At 50.1% G+C, this 13,428-nt stretch carries 8 protein-coding genes; all 8 read right to left on the reverse strand.

The features are described from left to right. A partial coding sequence (locus tag DFP98_RS22770; protein WP_116062905.1) for a DUF4091 domain-containing protein occupies positions 1-2,543 on the reverse strand: 2,543 nt, incomplete at its 3' end. 27 nt (positions 2,544-2,570) lie between these two features. Continuing rightward, positions 2,571-3,437: a carbohydrate ABC transporter permease gene (locus DFP98_RS22775; protein WP_116062906.1), complete on the reverse strand. Its 867-nt coding sequence runs from the start codon at positions 3,435-3,437 to the stop codon at positions 2,571-2,573. Positions 3,438-3,448: 11 nt separating this feature from the next. Further along, the gene (locus DFP98_RS22780) at positions 3,449-4,333 is read right to left on the reverse strand and encodes a carbohydrate ABC transporter permease (protein WP_116062907.1); all 885 of its coding nucleotides are present in this window, start codon (positions 4,331-4,333) and stop codon (positions 3,449-3,451) included. 27 nt (positions 4,334-4,360) lie between these two features. After that, complete coding sequence (locus tag DFP98_RS22785) at positions 4,361-5,794, reverse strand: ABC transporter substrate-binding protein (protein ID WP_116062908.1); 1,434 nt, start codon at positions 5,792-5,794, stop codon at positions 4,361-4,363. A 142-nt stretch (positions 5,795-5,936) separates the two neighbouring features. After that, positions 5,937-8,129 carry a DUF6259 domain-containing protein gene (locus tag DFP98_RS22790; RefSeq protein ID WP_116062909.1) on the reverse strand — a complete coding sequence of 731 codons (2,193 nt, stop codon included), beginning with the start codon at positions 8,127-8,129 and terminating at the stop codon, positions 5,937-5,939. A 75-nt stretch (positions 8,130-8,204) separates the two neighbouring features. Beyond that, on the reverse strand, positions 8,205-9,086 hold the full coding sequence (locus DFP98_RS22795) for an AraC family transcriptional regulator (protein ID WP_116062910.1): 882 nt from the start codon (positions 9,084-9,086) through the stop codon (positions 8,205-8,207). Between the two features lie 566 nt (positions 9,087-9,652). Next, positions 9,653-11,890 (reverse strand): sensor histidine kinase, encoded by a 2,238-nt coding sequence (locus DFP98_RS22800; protein ID WP_116062911.1) that lies wholly within the window; start codon positions 11,888-11,890, stop codon positions 9,653-9,655. Further along, positions 11,868-12,560: a response regulator transcription factor gene (locus tag DFP98_RS22805; protein WP_116062912.1), complete on the reverse strand. Its 693-nt coding sequence runs from the start codon at positions 12,558-12,560 to the stop codon at positions 11,868-11,870. The genes DFP98_RS22800 and DFP98_RS22805 overlap by 23 nt, the downstream gene beginning before the upstream one ends. Positions 12,561-13,428 lie beyond the last annotated feature (868 nt).

Below are 13,428 nucleotides of genomic sequence, written 5' to 3' on the forward strand. Positions count from 1 at the left end.
TAATTCGACCAATCCGCCGATGGGAATGCGGTTCCCGCGCCGAACATTCTCACGCTCGGGAATTCTACGTTCGTCGTATAATCCGCCTTCAACGAAGAATTGCCTTGCGTCACATGCTGAGTCGACAAGCTCAAGTTGACGTTGTTTCCTTGCAGACGGCCCAGATCCTGACTCGTCTCCGCGTAATTGAGCGGAGTTACCGTAAGAGGTTCAAACCCGAGAAAATGAAAATTATCGAAGTAGACGGTAGTCGGACTATCCGGCTTCATCCACAGCTCGATTCCCTTCATCCGAGTCAGATCGAGATTGCCCAGCTCATTGAGCGGGATGCTGACCGATTTGGACGAGTTCGGACCGATGACGATCGGATGCGTATCGTTCGGCGTGTTGTCCTCGTCGAAAAACTTCGCGGCCACCATCACCTGCGTGTTATTCGGATTGTAGACGTCAAAATTCAAGGAGATGTACTTCGACCAATCCGCCGACGGGAATGCAGTTCCCGCGCCGAACAATCTTATACTCGGGAATTCTGTGTTTGTCGTATATTCCGCCTTCAACGAATAATTGCCCTGAGTGACATGCTCGGTCGACATGCTCAAGTTGACGCTGTTCGTTTGCCAACTGGCCAGATCCTGGCTCGTTTCCGCATAATTGAGCGGAATAGTATATACCGGAGGCGCCGGATCTTGACCGAACAGAACGATGGTTTGCTCTCTCGAGACGCCGTTTTTTGAAACCGTCAGCTGCAGCTCATTAATTCCGAGCTGTACATCGACCGTCTTCGTGTAGACGACATACTGCCCGTGCTGTTCCGCCGGAGACAGTGTCTGCCCCTCCAACGCGACCGAAGTCCCCGTCCCAACATAGATGGTCACCCGCTGTTTCAAGTTCTCGACCGTCTCCGAAGTGACGAGAGCGAGCGGACTTTGTTGCAAGGCGACAATTCGCTCGGCAATCTCCCGGCGCGCTTGCAGCAATCGTTCAGGCTCCTCGTCGTAACGACTAACCGACTTATACAGCCGATCGTAATAAGACTTCATCTCCGCGTCGACGTCGAACGAAGCGATACCAAGCTGCAGGGCCGCAGCCTTCATGCGATCTTCAAGCAACCACAAATATTCATAATCTTCCAAACCTTCGCGAATCGCGTCAAGCCGAATGGACGGTATCGGTCCGTTAATTCCGAGATCCCTGCCCGGATACAATAAGAAACCATCGCCGTTCGCTCCCGGGTAAGCCATCGGATCGTTCCACACGTCGCGATCGACGTCCTGATTCTGAGACCTGTCATATTTAAGGAAGAAAGTAGTGGACCAGAACAGATTGCCCTCTATCTTGTTCTCTCGCTGCATCCATGACAGCAGTCGCGCACCCAACAGGTCGTCATCGATATGATAGGACGGATAAGGATGCTGCGGTACGACGCAAGTATACCACCACAAATGATCGCCGACCGCCAAGCGAGCCTGAGCCGCGTTACGGTCGTACAGGTGCAGGAGCGGAGCCCATGTGTCTACGTAGCCCGTCAATTCCGGGACAGGCTCTTTGGTCACAAGGAATTTGGCGTCCGGCGCGATCGTCTTCAGCTCGTTGGAGATTTGCTGTACGAGCGGATAGCGGGCGGGCTCCGGCTCATCCGTGCTCCATACATAGAAATAACCTTTGCTTAGCCAGCCTTTGTTCCGAAGCTTATCCACAAGCTCTTTCGTCTTGGTCGGATTGCCCTCGTAGTAAGGAATTCGGAAACTATTCACCCGCGGATCCGACAGGAACGGTTCCGCCTTCAGAATATATTCATCGACGTCGTCCGTTGGAATCGGCAAGTCCCCGGATGCGACTCTGTATTCCAATTGGGCCCAGTAATAATTCTCCATCAAAGTCCAATAAGCAGGAGTGTTGGGCGTTACCCCGTGGTAATAGGCCACTTGACTGTTTGTAATGGCAAACGCAGTCTGCGTATGGGGCGTGTCGCCCAATTCGAAATCCCAGACGCGGAAGGTGATCGGCACCTGGAATGAGGTCTCGTTGGCCTGAAGGGTAAGCTGCCCTTGGTAATCGCCCGGCTGCTGCCCTTTCGGCACCTTGACCGTAAGCCAGATCCCCTGGTTCTGTCCAAGCGGCACGTTGAAGACGCTGTTCGCATTCAGCGGAATAAGGGCATCGGGATACCAGCCTGTCGGATAAGCGCCTGTCGTTGGCGTCGTCACTTGGACATAATGCTCTCGATACAATTGAATGCTGCTTGCGGGAATGACAGCCGTTCCGCCGGTCACGGTAAGATGGGTGACGCTGGCACTCACGCCCGTCAAAGAAGTATCGGCGGCCTTGAAGATAACCTGTCCGCTTTCGTATTCATTTTTGGCCGCTTCCATGTTCAGAGTCTGCTTCGGGCTATTCGGGAACGGTGCATTGCGCAGCACCTTCTCCGTATTGGTCGGCACCCAGAAGGACGATCCTGCAGGTGTAGGTGGATTGTCCGCATACACAGACATGGCTCCGCTTGAGAACAGCATTAACACGACCAATAACAAATGCTTCTTCACGGTGATCCCCTCTTTTCATCAAAATGATTACTTCAGACCTGTCATGGAAATGCCTTGAACCAGCTGCTTCTGAACGGCAAAATAGAGCAATAGAATGGGTATGGTCGCAACGGTCAACATCACCATGATGTTGTTCCATGTCGCGAACGAACCGTTCTGCGCGGTATAGATTCTGACCATAATCGTCCATAGCTTGTCGCTTGGAAATACGAATAACGGCATAATGAAATCGTTATATACCGCCATAAACGTCTGCAAAATATTTACGGCGAATACCGGCTTGGAAAGCGGGACGATGATTTGCGCAAACATCCGGAAGGCACCCGCTCCGTCGATTTTCCCCGCTTCCATCAGCTCGTTCGGCAAGCCGTCGAAAAATCCCTTAAACAAAAAGATCATGTACCCCCAGGAAGCGGAAGGCAAAATATACGCCAGATAGTTGTTCAATAAATTCACGTGGATGATCGGAAGGTCCGATAGCATGATATAAGTCGGAAACATAAGTGCCTGACTGCTGATCATCAGCGTACCAAGAAAGAACAGCAGCAGCGTCTTACTGAATTTAGGCTTAAGCTTGGATAAGGAGAACGCCGCCATAGCGCTGATCGGAATTTGCGTCAGGATAACCCCTCCGCACAACACAATCGTGTTCCACAAATTCTCCCACAGCGGATATTTGGCAAATGTATCGACGACACCGGAGAAATTCCAGGTTTCCGGAAGCAGAGTGGGAGGAATCTGGATGATTTCTAGGCTCGTCTTAAAGGAATTGGAGACCATCCAAAAAAACGGAAAGAGCTGAAACGGTATGCCAATGAGCAACAGCGCGATGATGCCTCCATGAAGCGCTCTGCCTTTCGTTTTTTTGATCTCGGCTTCATTCAGGACTGACACGTGCTTTCCTCCTACTTCTCTCGGGAAGTCAATTTCATCTGTAACGCCGTGATAATAAAGATGATGACAAAGGCGATATTCGCGAGCGTAATGGCGTAGCTATAATCCAGATTGTTCATGGCGGATTTGAGAGCATAGAGGATCAGCGTCGTCGTTTCCCCTACCGGACCGCCTCCCGTATACACGAGCGGAACCGCCGCTTCGTTAAACCTATTAATCAAATCCATAATAAACATGACTTTGACAATCGGCATAATGAACGGGAGCGTAATATGCCAGATTCGTTTGGCGACGCCGGCTCCGTCAATCATCGCCGATTCGTACATTTCCTTCGGAACCTCGTTTAAGGACGCCATATAGATGACCATCGACATGCCGCCGGAAATAATCAGACCCGGCAAGTACATCGCCCATTTCACCAGAGCCACGTCGTTCAGCCAGGTCAGACCCGGCAAATGGAAATAATTAAGAATGGCGTTGGCCAACCCATAGTCCGGCGAATAAATATATTTCCATAACACAAGAATCGCAATGCTGGGCGCTACGGCAGGAATAAAATACGTCATTCTGAAAAACGTCTTACCCTTCCTGACTTCGTTGACTAGCAACGCCAAAATAATAGGAGGCCAGAAATTCAGGATTAAGCCGATGACCCAAAACTCTACGTTATTGCGAAGCGCGGCATAGAAGTCCGGGTCCGCGAATGCGCGCGAATAGTTGCTGAACCCGACGAATTTGCCGGGAAGCTCCACGATATTGATTTCATAGAAGGAGATAAAAAAGCCTAGCAGGATCGGATAATATTTGAATATCAAAAAAGCGAGCAGAGCGGGAAGAAGGAAAACCCATGCTGCGAATTGGTCATTCCCGCTCTTTTTTCTCGAGAGAAGTTTCATTTCTGTCTACCACCCAATCTTCAGGGTCTATTTACGGAAAGAGTCCGGATATTTGGCGTAAAGCTCATCCGCGGTTTTGTCCAAGAGACTCTTGACCTCATCGCGCGAAATGTCCTTCTTCAGCAGAATTTGCTGCAACGGCTTCGACAGCGCGTTCTTCAGATCGTTCCAGTTCGGGCAGAATGGCTCCGACTTAGCGCCCGCGGCAGCGGCGACCAGCTCTTGCTTGATTCTCTCCGGCACGGTAGTGGATAGGCTTAGCTTGAGCTTGTACAGGTCTTTGCGGGCTGGAACGTTCAGATCGGAAATATTCTCTCTCGCCGCAATTTCCCATTGCTCCTTCAGAAGCTCTTCGTCATAGGTGATATAGGTCAATACGTCGAACGCCGCCTTCTGCTCTTCCTTGCTGGCCTTCGGATTAATCGTAATGACTCTTCCTCCCGCTAGCGAAGGCCTAGTGATGGACTTGTCTTTCACGGGCATCGGCATAATGCCGAAGTCGCTCATCTGTTGACCATACTTATCCAGAGCAGTCTGATCCAGGCCGCTGACGTCAAACCAGGAGAAGGCAGCTCGACCCGCCATAATATCATCCTGAAGCTTGTTCCAGTCCTGCAGCGTATCCTTTTGCGTCATTTGGTGCTTCCATACCATCTCGTTCCAGAATACAGCGGCGTCTACGCCCGCTTCTTCATTAAATGCGATTTTATAGGTGCCATCGTCATTCGGTCTGACCATTTCTCCGCCGGCCGACCATACCCATGCCGTGAACGGCCACGCATTCCAATCCATGCCTACGATTTCATAGCCGAATCTCGGTACGCCGACATCGGTAATCTTCTGCCCCATCTCCGCGAACTCCGCCCATGTTTCCGGAAGCTTCTCTGGATCTCCGCCGCCTGCTTGGATCGTTTTCGCGTTATACAGTGTATTGATGAATCCGCTGAAAACCGGGACGGCATACCATTTCCCGTCTGCTGTCGATATCGATTCGTTGAAGGTGTCGATCATCTGGTCTTTGTATTCCCATGAACTGTAGAATTCGCTGATGTCCGCAATCGTTCCGTTCTTGATCCGGGTTGGAATATCGACGTTCGGCAATTCGCGCCAACCGGTCGGCGCTTCATTGGCCATCAGCGCTTTGTCATATTCCTGTCTGTAGTCCGTGCCCGGCTTCAGCGTCTCATCCTGGATTTCGATGTTGGGGAATTTCTGCTTCACCTTCGCCATCATGGCATTGTAGGCTTCGACTTTGCCTTTAGGCGCATCCGGTTGAGGCTTTTCCCATAATTTGATTTTAATTTTTGCGGCCTGCTCCGTCTGCCCGCCCTGCTCCGCCGTATTGCTCGACTTCCCGGCCGAATTCGGCTCGGACTTGCTTCCCCCGCAGCCAGCTACGGTCAATAAGGCCACTCCGACAACTGCCGACAAGCATACGGATTTCGTTAACATCGTTTTCATTCTTGTTACTCTCCCCTTTTGTTAGTTTTCATGTAAATCCCCCGGAAACGATGCGGAAGACATCCCCCGCTCCACCATCATGCCCGCTTGAGATTCCTCCCACCTCCTTTCCTCACGGAGAGCGCTTCCATCTCGTTTCCGGTTAAAACTGAATCAGAATTGCGCTAAGCGGCTTCACGGAGCACGAAAGTATTCCCGATTCATCGGCCTGTACCGTAAGCGGCTGCGAGCCGTCCGGATGCGTCAGCAAGACGGCATTCCTCCCAGAGAGCGCCCCCGTTCCCACGCAGAACGCCTGCTCTTCATGGGTATAATTGACGAACAATTGAGCCTGGCTGCCGTCGTCCGCCTCCCATCGGGTGGTAAGCACCGCAGGCACCGCAAACTCGCGGCCGTCATGCATACTGAATCGCTGCACCCCAACGCCGGACAACGGGAACGGCTTCAGCATGCGCCCTTGATAGAGATAAGCTTTGCCTGCTCCGGTACGCCATGGATTCGTATTGCGGATGAACTTAAGAATCGACTCCTGCTCGGGCAGACCGACATCCTGACCGACTCCCCAGTTCCACGTTATCTCGCCGTTTTCCGTCAGTACCACGGTCGACATATCGCCCGCATGGAAGGAGTAAGCCATTCGGTACAGCAGATTGTCCGGGGAGCGGCCGTGGTCGAAGGCTTCGTGGGCCATGACCTGATTTCCCATGAAATTGTTGATGTAGCGGTGATACAGGAAAGCATATAGTGGAATCGGCGTCCCGATAAAATAGTTAAGGTTAAACCGAGCGTCGTTGAACAAAAGGTCCGGGATATACGGCTCCGCCGAAGCGGATTCGCATCCGAATAGCACCTTTCTGCCGACCTGATCGGCCGTCTCTCGCAGCTTGCGGAACAGGGTATTCATCGCCTCTGTCTGCCATTTTCCAGGTGCGGGCGGGTGGCCGTGCGTTCGGCTGTAGCAGAAATAAGAAGTTCCGCCATGGTTTTGGTCGAACGCTTGGATATAGTCGACGCCGCCCTCGATCATTTGCCTGGTCTCGGATACCATCGTCTCGATTGTAAAAGGATGAGTCGAGCACAAGTCGTAACCGCGGCGTTGGGCCGTGCAGATTTTTGAGTAAGGCAGATCGCCTTCAGGCGAAAGGCACATCGCGTCCGCCAGATTTTCCTGATCGAACTGCTCCTTGCGATTGTACGACGAGATCAGATTGCTCTGCTCCGTCCATCCGATACCGCTGCAGTAGACGCCGAGAAGATGTCCGGAGGCATGCAGCCGGTCGGCGAACGTCCGAAACGCTTCCTCCCCGCCAAACGGCGGCCACACATACGGAGGCGCCCAAGGCGCGCTGCCCTCCCAGTGCATCAGAAGCACCATGATTTTGCCGCCGAACTCTTCTGTCAGCCGTTCGATATGCGGCATCGCTTCCAAGTAAGGAAACAGCTTGTTCGGATCCATGACGTCCATATCGTGTCTGCCCCGCACCGGGTAGGTCACGACAATCGGAGAGTCCGCATACCAGTCGGGAAGCCGATTGTTCTCGGCAATCGGAACCGAGTCGCGCCGGACGTTCGCCTCGTACCAGTCCCGATAAATCGCCGCCGCGTCATGCCAGTCCCCGTCGAATACGCCCAGCACCATGTCGTAAGACATCTCATAGGCGCCGCCTCCCGGATATAGCCGAAACTGCAGACGTATCCCGTCTTCAACCGGGTAGAACTCGACGCACTTCACATGTCCGTCCGGATCATGCGCTCCGAAATAGAGCCCTCCGCTATCGTCGTAGTACGCCATAAACTGCGACGGGACAATAGCCGGGTAGATCCCGTCGATGCCGCGGCTCGGATAATTGGGCTCAACGTAGTGGGCGAAAGTCGATTCGCGGACGGCGACGTCCTCGATCAAGACGCCTTCGTTAAACGGCCAGACGAGCTTGCCCGTTCCTCCCGTTGCGGTCAGGTCATTCGGCACGACTACAGTCGGAAAATCGATCCATTCGATGATCCAGTCCGTCTCATGATCGACCTCTAGACGCCAGTAGGTAAATGGCGAGTCTTCCGGGCAGCGAATCGTCACCAGCACGCGGAGCGGAAGCTCGCCGAACTCCGAATAGCTCACTTCGATTCGGTCGGCCCCTTCTGCCGCAGATACTGAAACCGCTTTCGATTCATGGGCTAAGACGTCATGAATTCCGCCGCCGGGATCACGAAAGCGAATCGTAAACAACGGCCTGTTCACGCCTGCGCGGATGAATTCTTTATCCCCCTTGTTCAGTGCCAGCAAAGCTCCGGACGTATCGTCCAGTTCCATTCGATAGTAGCGATTATGCACATTCATTGAATCTACGACCTTCCTTGCCTTGATGTTTCCTTTATTATAGAAGGTCGTTTTATGTAAAGCAGTCGCACCTTTTTACTTAATAGTGGTCATTTTGTTCCTGGCGTCTCGCATTTTGCTTGGCGTCAGTCCCGTATACTGTTTGAATATTTTATAAAACTGCTTCTTCTCCCCGTACCCGACTTGGCGTCCGATCTCCTCTACCGTCAGGTCGGTTTCCCGTAGGAGGCGAATCGCTTCGTCCATTCGCTTCTCATGGATGAACGCCATCGGACTTTTGCCGTAGCATGCTTTAAAGATTCGGCTGAGATAGGAGGCGTTGTAGCTGTACTTTGCGGCAAGCTCGTTCAGCGAGATTTTACCGAAGAAGCTCGCCTCCAGGTCCTGCAGCATATCGGAAGCCACTTTATGCGATAGAAGAGAAGCGCTCTCGTCGCCTTCCTCCCTCATCTTTCTGAAAATATACGTGAGGAGCACCTGTAGATATCCTTGGATCGCCGTTTTATAGCCGATCGACTTCTCCTCGAATTCTTCCAGCATGCTCTCGAACAGCAAGTCCAATTTGAGAAGATCTTTTCCCCGGAAAATGACCTTCGGTACAAACCGACTGACCTTCGTGCTGAACTCCACATAAGCCGACAGCGTCAAAATATCTATAGCGTTCTCTGCATTCATTAATTCTTTGCCTATAAAAACGGGATCGAGCAGGCAATTGACGATCGTCATCTGCGTATCCGACGAGAAAGCATGCGTCTGATCGAAGTCGATAAACAGCACATCCCCACGCTCAACCGAATAGCTCACCCCGCTTACGTTATGTACGCCGCTTCCGGAAGCGATGAACACGATCTCGAAAAACTCATGAGTGTGCTCGTAATCGCTGCTTGTTGTCGAATACCGAAACATATTGATATTCTCTTGAGGATCGATATTATCGGATAGCTTATATTGATACATAGCCGCTTCCTCCCGTGATTCATGTTGTTAACCGAGAAGCATCTAGGTAAGTAAAAAGGCCTTTTGTTGCCTTTATTATCGCATAATCCCCAATTATTCGACACGATCAGATTATTTCAACGTAAAAAACTCCGACCGCTTAAGTCGAAGTTTAGAGAGAAGTCTTAATTTGTTCTCCGTACTATACCCGGTCTCAATTCAGTCACAGCAGACGGCGGCGACGACTGCCCCCCAAGCCCCGGCACTCAAGCTTGCTCGTACCATCGTAACAGTTCACGTGTCTCATCATGCGCTGTGCGACAAGCGGCTTCGGGATGCTTCTCTTTCATGCACGCGATCGTCATTTCTGCTGTCGTACATTCGTGTCCTCGATCGCATGTATAGCAAAACTGAAGAAGATATTGGGTTAGTTGTTCATCTTTGCGGTTGTTTAACATGAGGATCACTCCTTGCTTCTTGTTATGTCTTAATTATATTACAAGAGGCTCAAAGTTTTTGTGATTTATTTCACAAACTAATTTTATTTTTGGGAGGATTATTTGGTTTGTATGAGCCTCCTCAACTGATTAAGAAGGCTGCATCTTGAGAGAAATCGCCACCTTAAACAAATCGCCATCGACATCAATCGTAAGATGGCCTTCATGGAGATCCACGATTGATTTCGCTATCGCCAGCCCAAGACCGGAGCCCTCCGTATGACGGGAAGAATCCCCGCGCTTGAACCTTTCGAACAGCTCATCCCTGTTTTCGCTGATTTCATATTTGGATACATTCTTAAACGAGATCAGCGCATGATCGCCCGACGTTTGGATCGTAATATAGACGCGCGAATTTTCCAGGGAGTATTTCAGAACGTTGCCAATTAAATTATCGAAAACGCGAAACAGCTTTTGCCCATCCACAAAGGCATATACGGGTATTTCCATATTGGGCAACCGAAATTGAAGATTGGACTCCTTGATCATGTTATCGTATTCCGCAAGCGTCTGCTGTAAAAGCTGGACCAGATCGACTTTTTCCTTATTCAATTCCACGTTGCCGCTCGCCATTTTCGAAACCTCGAACAGATCGTCGATCAGTACCTTTAACCGCTGCGACTTTTGATCGATAATTTCCACATAAGCGATTCTGTCCTCGTTCGAGACATCTTCCTTTTTCAGTAGCTCAGTGTACGTAATAATGGAGGTCAGCGGCGTCCGAAGATCATGGCTGACATTGGTAATCAACTCTGTTTTAAGACGCTCGCTCTTGGCTTGCTCGTTCTGCAGCGTTGTTACTCCTTGCTTTAATACGTTCATATTACCGGCAAGCGTGGCCAACACGGATTTTCCCGGCACCTGCACATCCGGGCCCAGCTTGCCGATTGCCAGCTCATTCGCCTGTAATACGATCCGATTAAAATACCCGATTCTCCTGATCAAGACCATCGAGAGAGGGACGCCTATAGCGGCAAGCAGCACCATATAAGCAACCATAAAATCGGGATTCAGGATCACCATTAACGCCGCTAATCCTAAACCGAATACGATCGTTAACACGATAAACAATTGCGCCCCCGTGCTCGTCTTGAGGAAAGCGTCTTTCAGGCTGATCTTGATTTGAATGAATTGTGCCTTAGCGCTCTGCCCGGCCTTATTCAAGAGTCCCTTACGCCATTCTTCTTGTATATATTCCCAATCCTTAATTCGTCCCGCCATTAGCCTTCCTTGGGCAAGCGTAATCGCTAAACCTATCGATGCGAATACCATCCCGATAAAAAGACTCCAGCCGGAAACGAAGGGATTATCCAAGACATATAGGAATTGATCTTGTATCGAAAACAATAAATATAGAGTTACCCAACCTGTCAGGAGGATCAATGCTGCCCGTACGTCGATTGGGAGCTTATTGTAATAGGGTGCTCCTCTTTCGACTGCTGCCGGCATAACTCTTGCCTTCTTCATAACGAAGAGACATAGAATAAGAGAAACGATACTTGCCAAAGTATAGGCCCACACAAGGGTTTGTTCTTGCTTGTATTTATTGTACTTAATCGCAATGGAGCTGGATGAGGGCAAGGCCTTGGATACCGCGATCTCTCCTTTGAACGGAATGAGTGAATTTGCTCGTTGATTGTATTGGCGTAGCCAGTAATAAGAATCCGAGTCTTCCGTTGGGATCGAATAGCTGGAGATATAGCTCATGCTATGGGAGTTCATCTTATCTGTAATCGATTCGTCATCGGCAAGAATGACATTAGTATAGACCTTATCGGACACATCGCTTGTAAAATAATACTGAAGCTGCCCCTTGTAGCTTAAAAAATCCAAATAATATTGTTCTTTTCCCTGGTAATACTCCTCCACCCTCTTTTCCTTATCCGTTATAATCTTTGCTCTAGCGTAATCGTCACTTTTGAAAATTTGAGTGATCTCCTCGATCTTTCGATCTCTTTCCGCAATGTAGATCTCCACTGCGTCTTGGTTATTCGCCAATTCGGCTCCATCAATTAGAAATTTATACTCATCTTTGAGGAAGGTCAGTTTCTCCGTGATATTTCCAAACCTGTTCCGGTACTCCTCGATTTCATCTTGGGATACTGTTATGGATTGCTTCGCACTCTCTATTGGAATATGGTTTAACTCAAACAAGTTCAGATATTGGGCAAATAGGTTAAGCTCGTCGCGAAATTGAGTCGTGTGAAAATAATCGCGATGAACGTAAGTGGAACCGAATGCGGATACGATGATGAGCCCGCTCAGGCCAAAAGTAAACAAAAACGCGCATACGCCGATACTGAGCCTACTTTTCCATTTTGTAGCCAATTCCCCACACCACCTTTAAATAAGTCGGATTCTTCGGATTAATTTCGATTTTCTCCCGAATGTTTCGAATGTGGACGGCTACCGTATTTTCCGCGTTAAAGCCGGGTTCCTTCCATACTCGCTCGTAAATTTCATTAATCGAGAACACTCGGCCGGCGTTTGTCATCAGAAACTCAACAATTTTGTATTCAATAGGCGTAAGCTTTACCGGTTCGCCATGAACGGTGACTTCCTTGGCCGATTTGTCTAAGGTAAGCCCCTTAAGATCAATCACTTTCTTAATGCCTTCATACGAGCCCAGCGTTACATACCTTCTCAGCTGGGATTTCACGCGGGCTACGAGCTCCATCGGATTAAACGGTTTGGTCACGTAATCATCCGCGCCGACGTGGAGGCCCAATATTTTGTCGCTATCCTCGCTTTTCGCGCTTAGCATCAGGATCGGAATGTTTTTCTGCTCGCGGATTTTGGACGTAGCGGCAATTCCGTCGAGACGAGGCATCATCACATCCATAATAATAAGATGAACGGGATGCTCGTTAATGATCTCCAGCGCCTCAGCCCCATCCTTTGCTTTCAACACCGTTACGCCTTCATTTTTCAAATAAATCTCGATGGCATCCCGTATTTCCTTATCATCATCCACAACGAGCACGAAGAACTTATCCATCTTTCACTCTACTTTCCCTAGGGCGTGTCTGCATACTCCGAGGACAGCAGATTTGGCCGAATTTTCGTTCCATGCAAGGAACTTTTGTGAAGGCGTACCGGAGGTACGTCAAGTAAAAGTGACGAAGCAGGGGGCGAAAAGGCGGTGAAAGATGCCCCTGAGCGAGTTTGCAGACACGCCCTAAGTCGTCTTTCCATATCTTAATGGTAAGCGGAAAATATGAACATCCGTTTAGGATAATTATGAAGAACTTCTTAAGGTTTTGGGGAACGTGGAGTATGGGGCATGCTCATTCGTTCTGGCGTCTCTTCTGGTTAACGCAAAAAAAACACCGGCCTCTAAGGACCGATGTTTTGATACAAAGATGAACTTGCTCCCCGGGGCAAGGTTGTGAGGTTAAACGGACTATGGGCGATCCCGGTCGTTGGCCTCCACTCCACAGCTTGGGTAGCGCCGAGGCACTTTTTTGGCCTCCACTCCACAGCATCGGTAGCTCGGAGGCACTTTTTTGGCCTTCACTCCACAGTTTGGGTAGCGCCGAGGCACTTTTTTGGCCTCCAATCCGCAGCATCGGTAGCTCGGAGGCACTTTTTTGGCCTCCACTCCGCAGCATCGGTAGCTCGGAGGCACTTTTTTGGCCTCCACTCCGCAGTTTAGGTAGCGCCGAGGCACTTTTTTGGCCTCTACTCCGCAGCATCGGTAGCTCGGAGGCACTTTTTTGCACTAGTCATGCATCAAACCTAACATGAAAAAACGATCTCCATAATTACCTGTATAAGGAATATTATGATTGTTTTCTCGTAGCCAAACGCATTAAAGCTCCTTTATTGTAGAAATGACGCGTTATCCATCATTTCTCCAAAAAAGG

Source organism: Cohnella phaseoli, assembly GCF_003386235.1.
In the GTDB taxonomy this organism is placed as follows: domain Bacteria; phylum Bacillota; class Bacilli; order Paenibacillales; family Paenibacillaceae; genus Cohnella; species Cohnella phaseoli.